Source organism: Streptomyces albicerus (assembly GCF_008905045.1).
GTDB classification, from domain to species: domain Bacteria; phylum Actinomycetota; class Actinomycetes; order Streptomycetales; family Streptomycetaceae; genus Streptomyces; species Streptomyces albicerus.
Genome location: NZ_VWMY01000081.1, coordinates 15,168 through 36,572 on the forward strand (window position 1 = coordinate 15,168; position 21,405 = coordinate 36,572).

15 protein-coding genes are annotated in these 21,405 nt (G+C 69.9%); 11 read left to right on the forward strand and 4 right to left on the reverse strand.

Annotated elements, in window-relative coordinates:
* Positions 1-52 precede the first annotated feature (52 nt).
* Positions 53-2,332, forward strand: coding sequence for a tetratricopeptide repeat protein (locus GAS53_RS45985; RefSeq protein ID WP_151483753.1), 2,280 nt, complete (start codon positions 53-55; stop codon positions 2,330-2,332).
* 469 nt (positions 2,333-2,801) lie between these two features.
* On the opposite strand, the gene GAS53_RS58620 is transcribed toward GAS53_RS45985, so the two are convergent.
* Positions 2,802-3,038, reverse strand: a complete 237-nt coding sequence (locus GAS53_RS58620) for a transposase (protein WP_225859527.1) — start codon at positions 3,036-3,038, stop codon at positions 2,802-2,804.
* On the opposite strand from GAS53_RS58620, the gene GAS53_RS58625 reads away from it, so the two are divergent.
* Both GAS53_RS58625 and GAS53_RS45995 read left to right on the forward strand, forming a co-directional pair.
* Entirely contained in the window at positions 3,006-3,293 is a 288-nt protein-coding gene (locus GAS53_RS58625; RefSeq protein ID WP_404829414.1) for an FAD-dependent oxidoreductase, read from the forward strand. The genes GAS53_RS58620 and GAS53_RS58625 overlap by 33 nt on opposite strands.
* A 321-nt stretch (positions 3,294-3,614) precedes the next feature.
* Positions 3,615-4,043, forward strand: coding sequence for a hypothetical protein (locus GAS53_RS45995; RefSeq protein ID WP_225859521.1), 429 nt, complete (start codon positions 3,615-3,617; stop codon positions 4,041-4,043).
* A 108-nt stretch (positions 4,044-4,151) separates the two neighbouring features.
* Here the strand turns inward: GAS53_RS45995 and GAS53_RS46000 are convergent, their stop codons facing one another.
* The gene (locus tag GAS53_RS46000) at positions 4,152-5,051 is read right to left on the reverse strand and encodes an alpha/beta hydrolase (protein ID WP_151483754.1); all 900 of its coding nucleotides are present in this window, start codon (positions 5,049-5,051) and stop codon (positions 4,152-4,154) included.
* 497 nt (positions 5,052-5,548) lie between these two features.
* Complete coding sequence (locus GAS53_RS46005; RefSeq protein WP_151483755.1) at positions 5,549-6,796, reverse strand: PQQ-binding-like beta-propeller repeat protein; 1,248 nt, start codon at positions 6,794-6,796, stop codon at positions 5,549-5,551.
* Positions 6,797-7,005: 209 nt separating this feature from the next.
* Here GAS53_RS46005 and GAS53_RS46010 point away from each other — a divergent pair, with 209 nt between their 5' ends.
* Both GAS53_RS46010 and GAS53_RS46015 read left to right on the forward strand, forming a co-directional pair.
* A complete protein-coding gene (locus GAS53_RS46010) occupies positions 7,006-7,305 on the forward strand; it encodes a DUF397 domain-containing protein (RefSeq protein WP_225859522.1) in 300 nt (99 codons plus the stop codon).
* A 107-nt stretch (positions 7,306-7,412) separates the two neighbouring features.
* Positions 7,413-11,114, forward strand: a complete 3,702-nt coding sequence (locus GAS53_RS46015; RefSeq protein WP_151483757.1) for a WD40 repeat domain-containing protein — start codon at positions 7,413-7,415, stop codon at positions 11,112-11,114.
* Positions 11,115-11,273: 159 nt separating this feature from the next.
* On the opposite strand, the gene GAS53_RS46020 is transcribed toward GAS53_RS46015, so the two are convergent.
* Positions 11,274-11,597 carry a DUF932 domain-containing protein gene (locus tag GAS53_RS46020; protein ID WP_225859523.1) on the reverse strand — a complete coding sequence of 108 codons (324 nt, stop codon included), beginning with the start codon at positions 11,595-11,597 and terminating at the stop codon, positions 11,274-11,276.
* A 183-nt stretch (positions 11,598-11,780) separates the two neighbouring features.
* On the opposite strand from GAS53_RS46020, the gene GAS53_RS46025 reads away from it, so the two are divergent.
* The 6 genes from GAS53_RS46025 to GAS53_RS46050 all read left to right on the forward strand — a co-directional run bounded on the left by GAS53_RS46025 (position 11,781) and on the right by GAS53_RS46050 (position 21,350).
* Positions 11,781-12,257 (forward strand): hypothetical protein, encoded by a 477-nt coding sequence (locus GAS53_RS46025; protein WP_225859528.1) that lies wholly within the window; start codon positions 11,781-11,783, stop codon positions 12,255-12,257.
* Positions 12,258-12,512: 255 nt separating this feature from the next.
* Entirely contained in the window at positions 12,513-12,893 is a 381-nt protein-coding gene (locus tag GAS53_RS46030; protein ID WP_151483759.1) for a hypothetical protein, read from the forward strand.
* A 153-nt stretch (positions 12,894-13,046) separates the two neighbouring features.
* Complete coding sequence (locus GAS53_RS46035; RefSeq protein ID WP_151483760.1) at positions 13,047-14,639, forward strand: TIGR02677 family protein; 1,593 nt, start codon at positions 13,047-13,049, stop codon at positions 14,637-14,639.
* Positions 14,636-15,865, forward strand: a complete 1,230-nt coding sequence (locus GAS53_RS46040) for a TIGR02678 family protein (RefSeq protein ID WP_151483761.1) — start codon at positions 14,636-14,638, stop codon at positions 15,863-15,865. Before GAS53_RS46035 ends, GAS53_RS46040 begins: the two co-directional genes overlap by 4 nt.
* A gap of 5 nt (positions 15,866-15,870) precedes the next feature.
* Entirely contained in the window at positions 15,871-20,097 is a 4,227-nt protein-coding gene (locus tag GAS53_RS46045; RefSeq protein WP_225859524.1) for a TIGR02680 family protein, read from the forward strand.
* A complete protein-coding gene (locus GAS53_RS46050) occupies positions 20,094-21,350 on the forward strand; it encodes a TIGR02679 family protein (RefSeq protein ID WP_151483762.1) in 1,257 nt (418 codons plus the stop codon). Before GAS53_RS46045 ends, GAS53_RS46050 begins: the two co-directional genes overlap by 4 nt.
* The last annotated feature ends 55 nt before the right edge of the window (positions 21,351-21,405 follow it).

Below are 21,405 nucleotides of genomic sequence, written 5' to 3' on the forward strand. Positions count from 1 at the left end.
GGAAGTTCGTTCACGTTGGCTGCACGCCAGGGGCTGGGGGCTCGTGGTCGCCGTGGCGGCGATCACCGCTGTATTTTCGGCGGTGGCGAAAATCTGGTCAGGGGTCGTCGCCTCTGGGCTGGTTGCCGGCGTTGGCATGGTTGTCAGCGTGCTGGTCAGCCGAGCCACCAGCAGACTCGACTTCGATGCCGCGCAGTCACGCCAGCTTGCCGATGAACTGTTCTTCCAGGATCAGGGCGGGCGGCGCGTCCGGGAGATCGCCGATCCTGTCCGCGTCGGCGTTTATGCCGCGGCACCCATCGAATCCGACGACCCGGCCCAGGACCGCACGCCCCCGTTCGTCCGCAGGGACCGTAGCCCGGACCTGGAAAGGGCGGTGCAACGTGGTGGCTTCGTCGTGGTGGTCGGCGAGTCCACAGCGGGCAAGTCCCGTGCTGCGTTCGAAGCCATGCGCGCGTGCCTGCCCGACCACGCCTTCATCCGCCCCCAGAGCCGAACGGGACTCCGCGCGGCGGTAGAAGTGGTCCAGCAAGAACGGCGCTGCGTCGTCTGGCTGGACGATCTCCAAAGGTATCTGGGCAGCGACGGGCTGACGGCCCAGCTGCTGGAAAGGCTCCTGGGCGACGGCACCCGGCACGTCGTGGTCCTGGCCACCATGCGGGCGCAGGAGCGAGTCCGCTACACCACCGACGGCATATCCGGCGATGTCGGGAGCGCCGATATGGCCGGGGAACAGCGGGAAGTTCTCGACCGTGCGACTGAGATCCGGATCGACCGGACCTGGACGCCTGCTGAAGTGGAGCGGGCACACCAGTGCGCCCGTGATCCGCGTATTGCGTCCGCTCTGGAGCATTGCGACCAGTTCGGCCTGGCCGAGTACATAGCGGCCGGCCCCAAGCTCTTTGCGCTCTGGCAGGACAGCTGGGCGCCCGGCACGCACCCGCGCGGAGCCGCCATCGTTGCCGCAGCTGTCGACGCCCGGCGGGCGGGAGTCTACGGAGGCTTGTCACCCGAAATCCTTCGGACCCTGCACGAGCACTACCTGCTCCAACGAGGCGGTGCGCGGCTGCGACCGGAGCCCTGGGAGGAGGCCATGACATGGGCCACGAGGGCCGCATACGCCACCAGTGGCCTGCTCGTGCCCGACGCCCCCGACCGCTACGTGGTCTTCGACTACCTTCCCGACGTCGTCGAAGCGGACCCCGACGCAGCACCCATACCCGATACGACTTGGCATGAGCTGATCGACCGAGCCGAGCCGGCAGAGGCCGCACACCTCGGATGGACCGCCTACGACTGGTACCAGCAATGGGATCCCGCACAGGCCGCATTCGCCGCAGCGGTCGACGGCGGATACGTCATGGCAGCGGCAGGCCTGGCCGCTTGCCTCGGTGGCGTGAGGGGCGACACGGCCGCTGCAATCCAAACACTTCGATCAGCCATCGCCGTCGCCCGAGCCAATCGAGAAGGCATCGAGCCGGCGCAACTGATCCGGTTGACAGAGCAGTTGGCATTCTGGACCGGCCTCGCCGGCCGACACGCCAAGGCCCTTCAGATCGCCCGACAAGCGGCCGACGACAGCATTCCGCTGAGCCCCGTCGAGACACTGTCCCCGCGCATCGTCGTAGCCCGGTCGACAGGGCAGTCCGGGGACACGACACAGGCATTTCAGCTGGCACACGAGGCATTGGCCGACAGCGTCCGACTCCTCGGAGAGGACCATCCGACGACACTGTCCTGCCGATTCGAGGTGGCTCTCTGGACCGGGTACGACGGCGACGCCGTCGGTGCGGTACGGCTGTGGCAGGCCTTGGACGACCACCTCATCGGAAGGAACCTCGGCACACTGGAGCTGATCCTGGATGTGCGACGCAACCTCGCATACTGGACATTGATCGCGGGAGACCTTGAGCACGGCCTGCCCCTCATCGAGAACATCTCAGCCGACCATGCCCGTCTCCTCGGCGCCCACCATCTGCTCACACTGGCGGCGCGGACCGGTCTGGCACACGCGACCGGACAGGCCGGGCAACTGCGCCAAGCCCTCCAGATCGCCGAAGGCGTGATCACTGACAGACTCGACGGAACTCCCGATCTGCACCCGGTCACGCTCAACGCCCGCTTCGAGGTGGCCCTGTGGACCAGCGCATGCGGAGACCTTGACGGAGCGATAACCCAGTTCAACTCAGTGCTTACCCATGCCGCCGAGGCATTGGGCCCCGACCACGCCCTCGTTCTCGACTGCCGCAGCTGCCTCGCCGGATTGACCGATCAAGCCAACCACCCGGAACGGCCTTATCACGACTCGTGGATGAGGCTCTCCGAGTGGTGATTTCGAATACCCGGCCAGCTCACCAATAAGAGGTGTCACGGTCGATTACGCCAGCAGGGTCATCTTCCGAAGAACTCGTAAGGAGATCACGGTCGTTCAGGGATAGATGGCGAGGTCACGGTCTGTTGAAGTCGCCCGGAAGAACGGAAGCCGCACTCACCAAGGGAATGCGCCCTACCTCTGGAAGGAGACCATGAAATAGATCACCAGAGGCATGAGGACGAGGAGAACGATCGCAGCGAGGGCCTTCGCCCAGACCGCTGTCTTGCCGTGACCTTCAGTCGACATCATCGCTCCGGATGAAACGCCTAGGCGTAGACGGTTGCCGACGCCGCTGAGATGCTAGCTCTCGCTGCTGAGGCGCCGGGGGTTCCGAGCTCGCATTGGAACTTACTGCCTCCCGTGGAGCCTTGCGATCATGATTGAGACTTTCTTCAGCCGCCTCCAGCAGGCAAGGGAGCGGCAGCTGTTACCAGCTGATGTCGTTGTAGAGCACGTACAGGATGCCTTGGAGGCACAACCGGTCATCCACCGGCTGCGGGCCGGGAGCCCTCTGCGGCCACGATGGCAGCAAAGATTCGATCAATGCCCAGAGGTCATCATCCACGGTCCATGGCCGAACACTTACATTGAGAACCCGGGAATCACTGAGTTCTTTTCCGAGGACACGGGGCTGTCGCCCGATCTCGTGTGCTTCTATCCGCACGGCGACACGGTCGTCCTGGGCGACACCGCGATCGACGGCGACGGTGATCTGTCCGACAATGCGACCGCACCAAAGGGCCTCGTCGAGCGGTGCACTGCTGTCGAGCCGAGGTTGGCGGATGCCCGGCTCATCGAGCATCGGGTGGGCGCCCGGCCGACGCGTCCCGAGGTACGGGTCGAGGCCGACCACCGCGGGGGCGGCATCCCTGTGATTCACAACTACGGGCACGGTGGCGCCGGGGTGACCTTGTCGTGAGGCTGTGCACGGGAGACGGCGCGGTTGATCACCGACAGGCTTCGGTGATCAACACGCGTTGAGCCCCAGCGGCAGACGAGTCGGGCTGTACGCCGGGGACAGGTGCGCGGTGTGCGAAGACGGCCCCTAGCCTGCGCAGTCATTTTGCGTGACCAGGGACAGTGCACATCCTGTGCACACCAGCCAGAGCAAGGCTCGTCCCAGCGTGACCGCAACCCGTCCGCGCGGTGTTCATGAGCCGCTGCCGACGGAATGTGGCCGCCCGGGGCTGTATCCCTACCATGCGGCCCTCCGTATGGGTTCCAGTACCGGCTGAGGGTCTTGTTGCCAAGGGGGTGGAGTGCGGCCTACCCGGAGGAGGACGAGCCGCTGCTGTGTCGGATCGACGCGTACGCGCAGCCCGTGCTCAACCCGATCGAGCAGGTGCGGGGCTACCGCGAGTATCTGCTGTCGTTCAACCGGGCGTTGGACCGGATACCCAACTCGCTGGCCGGCGTGGCCTTCCTGCACAACGCGACCAAGTTCCAGATCGCGGGGCTGAGGAACGTCCAGGAGAACCAGTACGGCCGGATGTACACCGGGGAACAGCGCGGCGCCTCCCTGGGCTTCCTGCGCTCGCGGCTCGCCGCGAAGCCCGGCGCACAGGTGGCCGACGTACTGCTCGACGCCGAAGTACGTCCGGCGGGGCAGCGACCTCTGTGGATGGGGAAAGCGATAGGCCCGCGCGACGGACCCCAGCCGCCGCCATGAGTAACTCAGAGCGTGCAGCACTACAAACATTGTCAGGCTCGCGGGAAGGCCGGTCGACAGAGAGGCTCTGCCGGATGTCCTTCACCAAGGCTCGGCGGCCTGGCAGTGTCAGGTGCTGAGTGCGGTGCGCAGGGTGGTGGCCATCAGCTCTATGGCTTCCTTCCCTGCCGGTACCGGGCCGGTGTGCGTGAAGTAGTGGTCGACGCCCTCGAAGACGCGGTGGGTGACCGAGACGCCTGCGGCGTCCAGGGCCTTGGCGTAGGCGTCGCCCTCGTCGCGCAGGCGGTCGTTCTCTGCGGTGATGACCAGGGCGGGCGGCAGTCCGGCGAGGTCGTCGGCCAGCCCGGGCGAGACGAGGGGATGGGCGCGGTCGGCGGAGTTCGGGACATACGCGGCGGTGAAGACCCGCATGAGGTGCGGGGTGAGCAGCGGCTTGGCGATCGGGGAATGCTTGGTGGCGGGGTCGCCGACCTGGTCGAGCGGAGCGGAGTCGATGATCTGGAGCCGGGGCGTGAAGGTGCCGCGGTCGCGGGCGGTGCGGCAGACCGCGGCGGTCAGGCTGGCGCCGGCGCTGTGTCCGCCCACGGCGAGTCGCGAGCCGTCCCAGCCGTTGGCGGGGCCGTTCTCGGCGACCCACGCGGTGACGTCGTATGCCTGGGTGACGGGGGCGGGGAACGGCCGCTGCGGGGCGACGGCGTAGTCCACGTTGATCACGACGCAGCCGGCTGTGGCGGCTATGTAGCGGCAGATGTGGTCGTCCTGCTCGGGACGGGCGACGACGAAGCCGCCGCCGTGGAAGTTGACGTAGACGGGAGCGGGGGCGGGGGTGTCGGTGGTGGATGGCGGGCGATAGACGGTGCACGCCACCGGTCCGGCGCCGGTTTCCACCTGGAGGGATTCGGTGCGCTTCGGGATGTCGGTGAAGCGCAGGTCCTTGTGCACGCGGGACATCATGCCGCCGAGCAGCAACTGGATACCTCTGGCCTGGATTCCGGGACTGAATGGCATGGTCTGGTCCGCCCATCGCTGCAACGCTGCAACATTAAACAAACAGGATTCCTGATAATGAACGGTCATCCCGTGTCGCGCAACGGTGGGCGGCGCACTACTTCCGAACGGGAGTGCTGGGTGACGGCCAAGTCCGCAACGGCCGAGGCGTTCGGCGGCCGCGGATCTTGCCGCTACGCCGCCAGGGGGTCCTGCGCCGCACCACCGGCGCTGACGGGACAGTTCGCGACGGCATCCGTCCAGGCGCCGCCCGCTGGATCCAGCGGGCGGCGACGGTGGCCGCGTCATCGAGGAGCCTGCGGGGGCAGCGGACCGAGATGCGAACCGAACCTTGGCACGGTCGCAGCTGCAGTGGCACTCTCGGGTGGAGTTCCTCGAAGCCTCCGCACACCGGCCGGAGTGTCGCCCATCGGCGCCCACCGGCAGCCTCCTCGTCGGCCTGGGACGGGACCGCAGGTCAGCCTCCCGCCGCCGCGCTGTCCGCTGCCCCCGTCGGCTCAGACGGCCGGCAGCGCGTACAGCCGCTCGGCATGCATCACGGCCAGCCGCTTGCCCGCCGGGACCACGTACCACTTCTGGTTCTCACCGGTGTTGTCGTTGTACGTCCAGCGCAGCTTCCCGGCCGCCGTGTCGAAGGCGTGCACGCCGCCGTTCTTGTCGTGCTCGGTCGCGCCGTACAGCGTGCCGCCCACCTTGGCGAACTGCCACGCCTCCGCAGCCGAGCCCACCAGGTCCTTGTTGTGCCAGATCTCCTTGCCCGTTCCGGGGTTCACCGCCCACATGCCGTACGCGCTGTCGGAGGCGTAGAGCACCCCGTCCAGGACCTGCGGATCGTTGAACCAAGTGAACTTCTCATTCGCCAGCGACCAGCGTTCCGTGCCCGTGGCCAGCGCGAACGCCCGCAGCCGCTGCCCGTCCGGCACGATCAACAGGTCCTCGTGCACGGCGAAGCGGTAGTAGTTGGACCTGCCGATCTTCTTCGTCCAGAGCTGCCGACCCGTCGTCGTGTCGCGTACGGTCACGTTCTTCCGGAAATCGGTGTACGCGAGGCGCCCGCCGACGACCGCGGCGGTGATGCCGAACTCCTCGGTCCCCTTGTCACGCTGCTCACGCCAGGCGATCTTGCCGGAGGTGGTGTCGATCGCGGCGATCACGTTGGTCGGCGACGAGAGGTCCTCCTCCAGGATCCCGGCGAGGACGTAGACGTGGCGGTCGTCGGCCGCGATGGGGCGCGGCTGCTCGTACTCCTTGCCCAGGCGGCTGCGCCAGGTCTCCTTGCCCGTGGCCGGATCGAGGCCCACCACGTCGCCGTCGTACTCGGCGCTGGCGAGATAGAGCGTCCCGCCGCCGGTGATCAGTTTGGCGCCGGGAATGGTGACGCTCGGCCGTGACCACTTCTCCTTGCCGCTGACGACGTCACGCCCCACCAGCGGGTCACCCGACACCACGACTGTGTCGCCGAACACCGCGAGCGCGTGGATCCCGGCCAGGTTCTCGTTGGTTGTCTTCTTCTGCCACAGCGGCTTGGGCGCGGTGCCCGGCGGCGGGGTGGTGAAGGTGTCACCGCCCTTGTCGGTGCCACCGCCCTTACCTCCAGGGGGAGTTGTGCCGCCGCCCGACGCGCCCGTTTCCTCCTCGGGGGTGCACCCCCATGCGCCTGCCCCCAGCACGGCCAGGCCCAGGCCCGTCCCGGCCAGCCTGAACGCCTGCCTGCGTGACACCGCGTGCTCATCACGTCTACCCATGCCTGTTCCCCGTCTCCCCGTTTTCGCCCGGATGTCACCGACGCCCCTCGGACGTCTCGAGCCCGGTCAGGCTAGCCGTCGAATTTCGGCCAGTCGTCGGGCGGTACCCAACCGGGACACGTCCGTGAAACTCCTGTCACACAAGATCACCAACTCCTGGCACTGAGAAGGCGTCACATGGAGCCTGTCTCACCCTGGGCGGCAACTGCGTGGAGATGGCGGACGCGTTCCCCGGCTTCGTGCCCGTCCGTGACAGGAAGGTCCCGCACGGTCCTGCCGTGACCTTCAAGGCCGGCTCCTGGGCATCTTTCACAGGCAAGTTGAGGTCGGAATGGCGACCGTCCCCCATCCCGCAGACCACGCCCAACTCCCCGCGCCACCGCTCCACCACTCCACCACTCCACCCGCCGAACCCTCCTGTAGCCGCGCGCCCAGGACGAGGAGGACTCTGTGCCGGCCGGCCACCCGCCGCTGGGGCGCAGTGCGGTCACGTACCCACCGCGGGTTGATGGCCGTTCAGTGATTCCACGAACGGCGAGGCAGGATTGCCTATACGAATGAAGCTGTGTACTCATTGCGCCCACGCGGCAACCGACGGTCACTGACCGTGCGACTGTTGATCCATCTGCTGCCGGGCCTGGCGGTCGCGATCGGGGCCTTGCTGGGGTTGCTCACCTCTGACCGAGTAACACCGGCCATGGTCGTTCTCACAGCCCTGGTGATCGCGTGCGGATTCGCGGTACCTCCAGCCGTTGACTGGCTTCGTGACCGAGCAGCAAGGCAAGCCGCGCATGAGCAGACGCTGGCTCGAAGAGCTGATGCCGTGGCCGCACAGCGGGCCGAGCAGTTGCGCGGTCACTTCCACCCCAGAGGGCGTGGCGTTCTGCCTTCGGCCGTGCGAGGCGGCTCCTACTTCATCGGCCGCGTTCAGGTCCTGCGTGAGCTGGTCGACTGGATCAAGGACGATGGTCCCGACGCTACGCGGTCTCGTGTCGTGACCGGTGCCCCGGGATCCGGTAAGTCGGCCGTTCTCGGAAGGCTCGTGACTCTGGCCGACACCGACCTGCGCCATGAGGCGCTTGCCTCCGCGCCGGCGGGGACGCTGCCGCCGGTCGGTGCCATCACCATCGCCCTGCATGTGCGTGGCCGCACCGCGGACGAAGTGGCCGCCGAGATTTCGCAGGCCTTGAGCATCGACGAGGCGACGTGTGGTGGTCTGCTCGCGCATCTCCGCGAAGGCTTCCGGCCTCGGTCGACCGTGGTGGCTGTCGATGGGGTCGACGAGGCCGCCGACGCTCATCGGCTCATCGTCGACCTGCTCGAACCGCTCGCGACGGCGTCGGACAGGACGGGAATTCGGCTGCTCGTCGGCACTCGCCGAGGGGGCCAGGACGACCTGCTGCGTCTCTTCGGAGCTTCGGTCCTCGTACTCGACTTGGACGAGGCACGCCTGCTGGATCGGCGCGACCTTGCCGAGTACGTACGCCGCACATTGCTCGCCGGGCCGGACCCACAGGTCCGCACGCCCTACCGGGCTCGCCCCGAGCTGGCGGCGACAGTCGCCGGCGCCGTCGCCGCCCGTGCCGGCTCCAGTTTTCTGGTGGCCCAGCTCACGGCGCTGTCCTTGATGGCATCGAGCGAGACCGTCGACACCGGCGGCTCCGGGTGGGCACAGACGCTTCCCACCACGGTCGGTGCCGCCATGGAACGCTACCTCCGCGACGTTCGGCCGGGCGGACCATGGTTGCGTGACCTGCTGATGGCGCTGGCCTGGTCCCAGGGCGACGGCTTCGACGACCCGCGGACCTGGGCGGCCGCAGCCACCATGCTGGGCACCGACGCCTACTCGGAGCGCGACGTGACCCGGTTGCTCCTCGACACCACCGCACTTGATCTGCTCCACCGCACCGAACGGGGAGATCGCGTCGCCTTCCGGCTCTTCCACGAGGCGCTCGGCGAACACCTGCGTCAGCTCAGCACTCGACAGCGTCCACCGGCCGAGATCCATCGCCGGCTCACAGACGTCCTCCTCGAAAGGCTGTCATCGTCTCTCGTGAACGGGCCGGACTGGGCGCGCGCCGACGGATACACGCGTACGTATCTGCCCTTCCACGCGGGCGAGGGCCAAGTACTTGACCGGCTTCTGGGCGATACCGGCTTCCTGGCCGCAGTTGATCCGCCTCGCCTGCTGGCAGCCCTCCCAGCAGCACTCACCGAGTCGGGCCGACGAGTGGCCCGTGTCATTCAACGGGTTGGCCAGCAGCTGCTCGTGGCACCGTCGGACGAACGCGTCTGCTACCTCGAGATGGCGGCGCGCATGGCCGGCGACGAGCGCCTGGCTGGCGAACTGGCGGCTGCCGCTCCCGACCGCCCATGGTCGGTGCTCTGGGCCCACTGGGATGCCCTTGACGAGAGCCGGACGTTCGGTCACCACGAGGACTACGTCCTTGCCGTCACCGCTGTTGAAACCCAAAGGGGAGCCGTCGTGCTTTCGGCGAGCGCATGGGGCGTTCAGTCATGGCTCCTCGCCGATGGAGAACCCTTGGCGTCCGGCATACGCGAGCCGGACTCACCCGTCAGCGATATGACTGCCTTTGCACAGGATGACGGCGTCGTCATCGTGACTCTTCACGAAGACGGCCGACTGCTGCGCACGACGCCGGACGCGGCCGACCCCCACCGAACTCTCGCGCACGATCGTGCGACACACGGCGTTTGGGCTGTCTCAGTGGGAGATCAGGTCGCGGTGGCCGCCGTCAGCCGAGATCACGTGATCGAGGTTTTGTCCGCGCAGGACGGTCGCCTGCTGGATCTGCCGCGCGTCGTGATCGGTGACGAGGACCGTGTTCTCGCTGTGGGCAACGCGGGCTGTCGTGGCCTTGCCGTGGTGAGAAGTGCGGAGGGTGACATCACGACGTGGGACCTGCACGACGCGACCCCGCTCGAGGAACCGCTGCGTCCCGGCACGCAGTTGCCGAATTGGCGGGCGGACGTGCGTTTTTGGTCCGCGTCGATCGCGGAGCGCGAGGGCGCACCCGTGCTGCTTCTCGGGGCTTCGGATGGCCGGGTGGTGGCTTGGGATCCGATCCGTCGAGACTTCGTGGGTCATCCGCATCGCGGTCAGGCCGGGGTGTTCACTACGCTCATTGCAGGTCACAGCGGCGATCTGTGGTGTTGGGGCGACTGGAACGGCAATCTCTTCACGCGTGGACCCGACCGCGGCGAAGTGCTGCAACTGGCGGCTCACGACGGCGGGATACAGTCGCTTGCCCAGTGTGAACTGGACGGTGCTCCCCTTCTCATCACGGGGGGACGCGATGGCGCTGTACGTGTCTGGGACGCCCGGACGGCCAAGCAGGTGGCTTCCGCCAACGACTACCACAGCGTGGTCACGGGATCTGACGCCACGGGACGCGGCTTCGTCGCATCGATCAGGGCGGACGGCACCGCTCTGATCTTCGACGTAGACAACGGCCATGTGGTCACCGAGCTGAGGCCGTCGGCGGAGGAGCGCTACCGCAGCGCAGCCATGCTGCCGGGCGATCCAGGTTCCTTCGTCATCCTTGATACTCAAGGGCATGTCACGCTGCGGCAGTTCCCGGACAGCGAACCGTCGCACGATTTCCGGCTCACCACGGACGAGGAGTGGGGCCGCATGGTGGTGGTACACCACGGGCGGCCTCTCCTTCTCGTCACCGCGGCAAGTGGCCGGCTGAGCTTCGTCGACCTGGCCTCTGGTGAGCCGATTCGTCCACCGCTTACCTGCCACACCGGCAGGTTCGGCATAGCGCCACTCCCCGAGCAACGTGCCGGGGCAATCCGATTCATCACGTGGGACTGGGAATCCGTCGAAGCCCGGTTGTGGACAGTGACCAGCGATGAGGCGGGACACCAGCGCCTACCACTCGCAGCACATCCGGACACAAGCGAGCCGCTTCCCATCTCGGCTGTGTCCTTCGGACATTCGGGCGACGCGTCGGTCGCGGTCGCAGCCGCGGCTTTCTCTCGTTTGCTCGTCTGGAACACCGACGACGGTTCGCTGCTGGCCGATGCCCAACTCGAGAAAGCTCATCACATGGCATTGGCGGATGTGGACATGGCCCTGATCGGCGGGCAGCCACTCATTCTCACCGGCGGACACACCTGCTCCGTCGCACTGTGGTCCATGGAAACTCTGCGGGAACACCATCTGTGGGTCGGGTCGCCGCTGTGGCGCATCAGGTTCCTGCCCGGCAATCGAGCCCTCGTGGCCGGGTCGCGGGGCATCATGGCTCTCGAGCTCGGTTCCCGTCTGCTCAGCAGAGTGGAGAACCGCTGAGCGGCTCTCGTGGGTGGCCTCAAGCGGCTGCTGACGTGCTCAGGCCCCTCCGCCTTGTGATCGATCCGACCGGATCATCCGAAATCCTCCGCATCGAACAGGCTGGTCAAGGGTCTTCACGATCCAGCCGATGGTCTCGGAAGCCATCACCGCCGACCGTCACTGCAGCCACTCCTCGTACGGATGCGGCTCGTACCCGTCGCTGAAGATCCCCATCACGTGTCCGGTGTCGCTGCGGAGGAAGGCCTGCCGCTCCGGTACGTGGATCAGCCCACCGGTGACCGGGCTCTCCACATACACCGGGCTGGCCACGGCCTGCCACCCGAACAGGCTCCGTTTCACGTCCTCCACTGGGACGGGACCGGCGTAGTGGTTGGGCTCGGCACCCTGCAGATCGGCCCGGTAAAGCCAGGCCGTGCCGCGCTTGTCGGTGAAGCCGATCAGTGTGCCGGCGTTCAGCCACTTCAGAGATTCCTTTGACACGTCCTGTTCACCTTTCGGGATCGGCGGTGGTTCAGGTGCATGGAGTGACTGGGCGGTGGGGCATTCCAACGCCCCTGGTTGATCCGCTTGACCGCGCGACGGCGGAGCGCCGCCGCGTTTCCCGGACCAGGGAGACTGTGTCCGATGCCCGCCTGACAAGTGCGGAGCGTTGGTGTGACGCTGATGCGCATGGACTGGAGCTCAGCGTTGTCGACCTCCATCGGCGCGGCGATCGGCATCGTGGCCACGCTCATCGCGGACCGCAACCGCTGGCGTCGGGACTTGTCCAACCGGGCACTTGAGGTCCGCCGGGAGGCGTACACGGCGTTCATGACGGCCATGAATGAAGCCGGAGAAGCCATCCGAGCCGTCAGTCTCGGCGATCATCTGGGGGACGCGTCGCGGGATTCCGTGGTTCGAGAGGCGTTCCGATCTTCAGGGGTTCACGCCGCTCTCGAGCGTCTGCGACTCGTAGCTCCGCCAACCGTGGAAGCGGCCGCGTATGCAGCGTTCCGGTCCATGCGCCATCTGCGCGATCACTACGCCGCAGGCAGGGAGCCCGCCGAAGCTGAGGCACACTCCGTGCGCATGGAGCTTGAGGACAATTTTCGGACCGTGCGTGACCTGATGCGCAAGGACCTGGCCGCAGCGACTGATTAGGTCATGGCGGTGGGCTCTCACGTCCGGTGCTTCCCTCCGCGAGCGATCAAGTTCGAGGGGCCATCGGACCAGCGACGTCAAAACGGCGAGCTCACCGCTGCGGCCGACGCTGCGGGCTGTGTCCGGGACCCGTCCCCGCAGCCGCGGGAGATGATCTGGAACCCGTAGCCGCCGTCCTGGAGGGGAAGCACCATGGACCGCCCACTGCTGTGCTGGTACTGCCAGTCCAGAGACGCGGACCAAAGAGTGATTCACATGCTGAATCTCAGGCGCGACGAGCGGAACGTCTGGTTCGTCGTCGGTACCTACGAGCGATGGCAGACCGCCACCATCGGAATTCCCCGGTGCATCCCCTGCAAGCGGGCACACTGGATCCACCAGCTCCACAAGTGGACGTTATTCGGGGCCGGTTGTCTCGTAATCCCGCTCGCTGTCCTCACCCTCCTCGCGGCGCTGGATCACGACTCGTATGGGTTCCGCCTGCTCGTGCCGTACGTGATCCTGCCGATCGTGGCCGTGACGATCCTGGTGCGCATCCCCACCAGGCTGTATGTCCGCCGCCACCCACGCAACGAACCAGAGGAATACCCGCCGCTTGCAGAACTGATCAGACAGGGGTGGAGGATCACGTCCTAGTATCCTGAGTCGAAAGCCCCATCGGCGACGGCAGGCCCGCAACATGCGGTCGGCCGAGCGCACGCAGCGAGAGCCCACACACGGCGGGACCCTGCGTGAAGGTCAGGCCACGATTGCCACAGCGGGGTGTCCGTCGGAGAGAATGCCTGAACGATGACGTCGACGCCTTCCGGACCGGCACGGGCCGGGTATGCGCCCTTCGCCCACCTCACCGTGCCCAACGCCGCCCTGTACCGCCGGGTGATGGGCGCGTTCCTGGCCGCCAAGGAGCGCTTCGCGGTCCATCTGCGGCCCGAGGACGTGTTCGCGGTGCTGCCGCCGGAGCACCGGCCCGCCGACTTGGACGCGGTGGTCAAGGCGCTGGACAGTCTCGTCGAGTGGGGCAATCTGCGGGCGGATCCGGACACCTCCCGGGTCACCGCGGTCGAGGACTTCTACCGCAAACGCTTCATCTACCAGCTCACACAGGCGGGTGAGGCCGCCGAGCTGGCGCTGTCGACGTATGACGAGGCGCTGGGGCGGCGCGGTGCGCTGCAGGCGGTGGCCCTGCACGACATCGTCACCCAGCTGCGGGCCCTGTTGGTGATCGCCGCCGAGCAGGAGGGCGAGCCGGACGCGGCCAAAGCGCATCTGGCACTGTCCGCTCTCACGAGCCGGTTCGAGGCGCTGGCGGAGAACGCGCGGGCATTCATGGGCTCCCTGCAGCGCACCATTGACCTGCACGACGTGGAGGTCGAGGTGTTCCTCGCCTACAAAGATCGCCTGATCCAGTACCTGGAGCGGTTCATCCAGGACCTGATCACCCTGGGCGGGCGAATCGCCTTGCTCATCGGCGAGTTGGAGGAGCGGGGCCGGGTCGGTGTGCTGCTGCGGCTGGCGGCGGCCCGGGAGGCGGCCGATGCCGCCCCGGATGAGGTCCAGAGCGCCGAGGCGGGGGCGTATGAGCGGTGGGTGGGCAGGTGGTCGGGGCTGGCCGCCTGGTTCGTGTCGGCGGACGGCCGCGAGTCGCAGGCCCGCCTGCTGCGTGGGCGCGCTCTTGGGGCGATCCCGCAACTGCTGGCGGTTGTACGCCAGTTGAACGAGCGGCGGGCCGGGCGCTCGGACCGCTCGGCGGACTTTCGGACCCTGGCCCGTTGGTTCGCCGAGGCCCCCGACGACGCGGCGCGGCACCGGCTGTGGCGCGCCGCGTTCGGGCTGTATCCGGCACGTCACCTCACCGTCGACGCCGACACCGTCGACCGGCGCGCCGCCCACCCGGTGGCCGCCTCCACGCCGTGGGCCGAGGCCGAGCCGCTGCGCATCAGCCCGCAACTGCGCCGCACCGGCAGCTATGAACGGCGCGGCAAGACCCGTCGAGTACAGGACCGGTCCGAGCAGCGCAGGCGCCTGGCCGAGATCGCCGCCAAGCAGGCGGAGGAGATCGCGGCCGCCCGTGCCCGCCTCGCGACGGACGGCACCACGCGGCTGTCCGCGCTCGGCGAGCTCGACCCGCTCGCCTTCGGCCTCTTCCTTCAGCTGCTCGGCGACGCCCTGGCCACCTGGCGGCCCGGCATGACGGCCACCGTCGCGACCAGCAACGACGGCACGATGGAGATCCGGCTCACCGCCCTGGCGGACGGGACGACGGCCGAGATCCGCACCCCCGGCGGCACCTTCCGCGGACCCGATCACCTGGTCGAGATCACCGATCTCACCCGGACCGGTCAGATACGCACCGACGACACACCGACGGGAGGGGATCGATGACCACGCCCCTGGGCGAGGTGCTGGACAGCCGGCGCGCCGCCGAGTTCCACAAGGCCGCCCGCGCGCTGCTGAAGGAGCCGCTGCTGCTCGCGCACGGCCCATACGCCGAGGAGTTCCGGCTGGCGCGCCAGCACGCCGACGACCTGCGCGACTGGTTCGACCGCAACACCGGCTGGCCTCTGCGGGTGGACGCGGAGGCTGCGCGGCTGGGCAGGGCACCCGGCACCCTGGCCGACCCCACCCATCCGGCCCGTGAGGCCTCCCGCGCTCGCGCGCCGTTCACCCGCCGCCGCTATGTGCTGCTGTGCCTGGCGCTGGCCGCGCTGGAGCGGGGCGAGGCGCAGATCGCGCTCGGCCGGCTCGCCGAGCAGGTGGTCCTGGATGCCGCCGACCCCCATCTGGCCGCCGCTGGGATCGAGTTCACGCTGGAGCGGCGCGAGGAGCGGCTGGATCTAGCGGCAGTGGTACGGCTGCTCATGCGCTACGGAGTGCTGCGGCGGGTGGCCGGGGACGAGGACGCCTACGTCAGCGGGGCGGGCGATGTGCTCTACGACGTCCAGCGCCGCGTCCTGGCCGGACTGCTCGCCGCCCGCCGCGGCCCGTCGATGATCACCGCTGACGGCTTCGAGGACCGACTGGCCGAGCTGGCCGCCGAGAGCGCCCTGGACAGCGACGAACTACGCTTCCGCGCCATCCGCCAGCGGCTGACCCGGCGCCTGCTGGACGACCCGGTGCTGTACTACGCCGAGCTGACCGACGCAGAGCTCGCCTACCTCACCCGCCAGCGGGCCTTCATCACCGCACGGATCACCGAACTGACCGGCCTGGTCACGGAGGTGCGGGCCGAGGGCATCGCCATGGTCGACCCCCTGGACGACCTGACCGACGTACGGATGCCCGAGCAGGGCACCCACGGGCACGTCACCTTGCTGCTCGCCGAGCACCTCGCGGCCGCGAACGGCGCGGTCAGCCGCGGTGAACTGGAGCGCAGGGTGCGGGAACTGGCCGCCGAACACGGCGGCTTCTGGTCCAAGAGCGCCAAACAGCCGGGCGCGGAAGCGGAGTTGGTCGACCAGGCCCTGGCCAAGCTGACCGCGCTCGGCCTGGTCACCGCCGCACCCGGCGGCGTCGCCCCGCTGCCGGCGTTGGCCCGGTACGCGGTCGGCGAGACCGTCGTAAGGGAACCGGGAGTCCCTGCCCCCCGTACCTCTCAGCGAAAGGCGTGAGAGCTGTGACCGCCCTGCCCACTCCCGCACCTGGCCGGTGGCGGCCGCTGCGTATCGGCCTGGTCGACCTCTTCTACTACGACACCGAGGAGTTCTGGTTCCGGGACGGACGGCTGCTGCTGCGCGGCAACAACGGCACCGGCAAGTCCAAGGTCCTCGCCCTCACCCTGCCCTTCCTCCTGGACGGCGACCTGTCCGCGCGGCGCGTGGAGCCCGACGCCGACCCGGGCAAGCGCATGGAGTGGAACCTGCTGCTGGGCGGGCAGCACCCGCACCCCGAGCGGCTCGGCTACACCTGGATCGAGTTCGGCCGCCACGACGACGCCGCCGGACAGGACCGCTTCCTCACCCTGGCCTGCGGGCTGAAGGCGGTGGCGGGGCGGGGTATCGCCCGCCACTGGTACGCCGTCACCGACCAGCGGATCGGGCAGGAGCTCAGTCTGCTCGACACCACCGGCACCGCGCTGTCGCGGGACCGGCTCGCGGAAGCTCTCGCCGGGCGCGGCATGGTGTACGACACCGCCACCGCGTATCGCAGGGGCGTCGACGAGGCGCTGTTCGGGCTCGGTGAGCGGCGGTACGCGGCCTTGGTGGACCTGCTCATCCAGCTGCGCCAGCCGCAGCTGTCGAAGCGGCCCAACGAGGCAGCGCTGTCGCGTGCGCTGACCGAGGCGCTGCCGCCCATGGACCAGGCAGTGATCGCCGACGTGGCCGAGGCGTTCCGGTCTCTGGATGAGGAGAAGGAGGAGCTGCGGGCGGCCACCGAGGCCGAGCGGGCCGCCTCCGCCTTCCTGGACCACTACCGCCGCTACGCCCGCGTCGCCACCCGCCGCCGCGCCCGGCTCCCCCGCCACGAACACGCCCGCTACGAACAGCTCAACCGCGACCTCGTGCAGGCCGAGAGCGAGCGGTCGCAGGCCGAGGAGGACCGGGAGCGGATCGCCGGACGGCTCGCGGAGCTGGAGGAGAGCGCCGCACGGCTGAAGGCGCAGGAGGCTGCGCTGCGCGAGGGCCCGGAGATGCGCAGCGCCCGGGAGCTGGAGCAGGCGGCGGCCGATGCCCGTCGTACAGCATCTGATGTGGCTCGCACCGAGGCGGACCGGGAGCAGGCTGCCCAGGCACACACCCGCGCCCTGGGCCGCCTCGAGAGTGCCGGCAGGCGGCTTAGGGCAGCCGAGGAGCAGGTCGCGGACACGCTCGCCCGCGAGCGGGAGGCGGCTGCGGCCGCCCGCCTCGACGGCGAGCCGCGCACCGAGGGCGCACCGGAGGCTGAACTGCGCCGCGCGGCCGAGGAGTCGGTGGCGCGCAGGCGGCGCACCCTCGACCACGTGGAGGAGCTGGCGTCGCGCGCCGAGGAGGCCGCCGCCGAGCGGCGCGCCGCCGCTCGCCGCCTGGACGAAGCGCAGACCGAGGCCGGGCACACCGCCGAACGGAACGCGCAGGCGGAGGCCGCTGCGGCAGAGGCGGGCCTGGAACTGGTCGCCGCCGTACGCGAACACCTCGACACCTGTGAGGAGTTGACACACCAGGATCCGGCGGGCCTGCTGGACGGTCTGCAGGAGTGGGTCACGCACCTCCGAGGCCCCTCACCCGCGCGCGTGGACGCCGCAGATGCCCATCGCGCCAGGTCCGCGCACCTGGCCGACCAGACGGCCGCCCTCGGCCAACGGCTGACCGAACTGCACGCCCGGTGCGCCGAGGCCGAGCGAGAGCTGGCCGACCTGGAGGCGGGCGGCCAGCGCGGTCCCACGGCACCCCACACGCGTACTCCCGGCGTCCGCGACCAGGCCCCCGGGGCGCCGCTGTGGCGTCTGGTCGACTTCCACGACCACGTCACCGTCACTGAACGCGCGGGCCTGGAGGCGGCGTTGGAGGCCTCCGGTCTCCTGGATGCCTGGGTGTGTCCGGACGGTACCGCCGTGTCCGCCGACGGGCACGACGTTCTGCTGTCGCCAGGCGGCGCGCTCGCCGGGCCGGTGCTTGCCGATGTGCTGCGCCCGGCTGTGGACCACGGGGACGCGCGTGCCTTGGCGGTGGGCGAGCAGACGGTGGCCCGCCTTCTGGCCGCCGTGGGTCTCGGCTCCGGCGGCGACACCTGGGTGGCGGCGGACGGCCGCTTCCGCGTCGGAGCGCTGACCGGCAGCTGGTCGAAGCAGGCCGCCATGTACGTGGGCGAGGGCGCCCGTGAGGAGGCGCGCCGGGCCCGGATCGCGGTCCTGCACGGCGAACTCGAGGCCCTGGCACACCAGTCGGACCAGCTGCAGGCCGAGCGGGCCACGGTGGCCCGGCGCCGGCGCACCCTGGACGCCGAACTGGCCGCCGTGCCCGACGACGCCGCCCTGCGCCACGCGCACGCGCTGGCCGCGGCCGCCGCGGACGCCGCCCACCGCGCCCGCGCCCGCCAGGACGACCGCTCCGCCGAACTGGCCGCGGCGGTCGGGCAGGAAGCCGAGGCCGCCACCGAACTCACCGACACGGCAGCCGCTGTGAACCTGCCCGCCGACCGGCCGCAACTGGCCGCTGTCCGCCAGGCACTGGCCGACTACACCGCCGTCCTGGCCGCCCTGTGGCCCGCCCTGCGCGAGCGCGCCGATGCCCGGCGCACGGTCGCCGACGAGCGCGCGGAAGCCGAGCGAGCCGGCACCCGGGTGGCCGAACTGGCCCTGCGGGCCGAGGACGCGGCCCGCCTCGCGGCCGCCGCGGACGAACGCCACACCACCTTGCGCTCCACCGTCGGCGCCGCCGTCGCGGAGCTGGAGCGGCGCCTGGCCGCCACCGCCGAGGCCTTGGCCGCGTGCGACCGCGACCAGCGCATCTGCCGCGAGGAGCACACCGCCGCCGGTCGGCGCGTCGGCCATGCGGAGGGCCGCATCGAGCAGTTGGAGAAAGACGTGCGCGAGGCCGCCGCCTCCCGCGCCGAGGCGATCGCCGCGCTCCAGCGGTTCGCGGCCACCGGCCTGCTGACCGTCGCCCTGCCCGAGACGGTCGTGCCCCCGCTGGACGACGGACCGTGGGCGGCCACCCCGGCCGTCGCGCTCGCCCGCACCATCGAGGCGCAGCTGTCGGGCCCGTCCGGCACCGACGACTCCGACGGCGCATGGGAACGCGTACAAAAGCGGCTCAGCGAGGAGTACAAGAAACTCCAGGACGCCCTCTCCCGCGGCGGCCACAGCGCCACCGCCCGCATGGTCGAGGACGGCATGGTCGTCGACATCGTCTACCAGGGCCGCCGGCGGACCGTGCCCGAACTGGCCGCGGCCCTCGCCACCGAGGTGACCGAACTGGCGCGCATCCTGTCCGCGCACGAACGCGAGATCCTCGAAACCCACCTGCTCACCGAAGTCGCCGGCACCCTTCAGGAACTGATCGCAGCCGCCGAGCGGCAGGTGCGGGCCATGAACGCCGAACTTCAGGAGCGGCCCACATCCACCGGCATGAAACTGCGTCTGATCTGGCGCCCCTCACGCAAGGCACCCGCCGGACTGGCCCAGGCGCGCGAACGCCTGCGCCAGTCCGCGGACGCCTGGGCGCCCGAGGACCGGGCGGAGGTCGGCGAGTTCCTGCAAGCCGAGATCGCCCGCCGGCAGTCCGACGACGCGGCGGGCAGCTGGCTGGAGGTGCTCACCGCGGCGCTCGACTACCGCTCCTGGCACGAGTTCGGCATCGAACGCCACCAGCACGGCACCTGGGTTCCGGCCACCGGCCCCGCCTCCGGCGGCGAACGGGTCCTGGCCGTGTCCGTGCCCCTGTTCGCCGCCGCCTCCTCGCACTACGCCACGGCCGCCCCCGACGCCCCGCGTCTGGTCACCCTGGACGAGGCGTTCGCGGGCGTGGACGACGACTCGCGGGCCAAATGCCTGGGCCTGCTGCACGCCTTCGACCTGGACGTGGTGATGACCAGCGAACGCGAATGGGCCTGCTACCCCCAGGTCCCCGGCATCGCCATCGCCCAACTCTCCCGCGTCGACGAGATCGCCGCGGTCCTGGTGACCCGCTGGGAATGGGACGGGACCGAGCGCGTACGGGGCACCGAACCGGACCACCGCTTGGCGGTACTCCCCGCCCAGGCGGCATCGTCGGCCACTGCGGTCGGCGATGGGGGTCCCCCCGCGCATGGGGGTCCCCCCGCTCGAGCGAAGCCGAGAGTGGGGGAGAGTTCGAGCGTCGGGGAGGCACCCGGGCCCGCGCCGGCCGACGGCAGCGACTCCGGCCAGGACGTGCTGTGGACATGAGCACGCCCGGGCAGCCCTCGCCCCTCGGGGAACCCGGCCCGCGCGTCGATCGCGACCGTCTCGGCCGCCTGCTCGGCGATCCCGACCTCGCCTGGCTGGTCGAGCGCGTCCGACGCCGCATGGAGCGGGACGAACCCCTCACCGGCCCGGTCACGCTGGCCGCCCCCACCACCGCCGAGCGCGCCGCCGCCGAACGCCTGCTGGGCCGCAGCCCGGGGACCGGACGCTCGCTGACCGTGCGCCTCGACGCGGCGGACGCCGTGCTGCGCCGCTCCGGCATCAGCCCCGAGGGCCTCGCCACGGCCGTGACCGCCCTCACCGGCCCGGTCACCCGACTCGCCGACGTACGCGAACGGGAAGCGAACGCCTGGCAGGACGCCTACGCCCCACTGGCCACGCTGCGACCTGAACTGTCCGAGTGGTCCGAGAAGTTGCGCAAGGAAGGCCTCGTACGCCGCCTCGCCCGCACCCCGTACGCGGCGAAGACCCTGCTGACCGACGCCGCGACGGCCCTGCGAGCGCTGCCCGCAACCCCTGCCGTGTCCCTGCCCGCCTTCGCCGCCACCGCGCTCGGCGACGCCCACGCGCTCGACGACACGACCCCGCTCGCCACCATCGTCCTCTCCGGCGTCCGCGCTCTGACCGGCTTCCCGGACGGCAGCGGAGCCGAATGGCGCCGCGAGGCCTGGGCCTCGGCCGGCGTGCTCAGGGACGCCCTGTCCTCCACCGTGCTCACCCTGGGTCTGCAGGGCACCGCCGCTCTGGACTGGATGACCGACACGGGCGAACCGGCCGTCCTGACACTGCGCCAGCTCACCCACAACCCGCCGAGCACGGCACCTGCGGTCGTGTACGTGTGCGAGAACCCAACCGTCCTGGCCACCGCGGCCGACATCCACGGCCCCACCTGCCCGCCCCTGGTCTGCCTCCAGGGCCAGCCCTCGGCCGCCGCCCTCACCCTGCTGCGCCACCTGCACACCCACGGCTCCACGCTTCGCTACCACGGCGACTTCGACTGGGGCGGCCTGCGCATCGCCGACGCCCTGCTGCGCCGCGTCCCCTGGCAGCCCTGGCGCTACACCGCCGCCGACTACCGCACCGCGGCCGCCGCCACGCCCCTGGCCCCACCCCTGACCGGCACACTGGCCAACGCCGCATGGGATCCCGACCTGCCCCCGGCCCTGACCGAACTCGGGGTGCGCATCGAGGAAGAGGCCCTCCTCGACACGCTCCTCGCCGACCTTGCGCCCTGAGGCCGTCAGGCAGGTGGAACGTGGACGCGCGCGGCAACGGCCCGGCCGTTCCGGT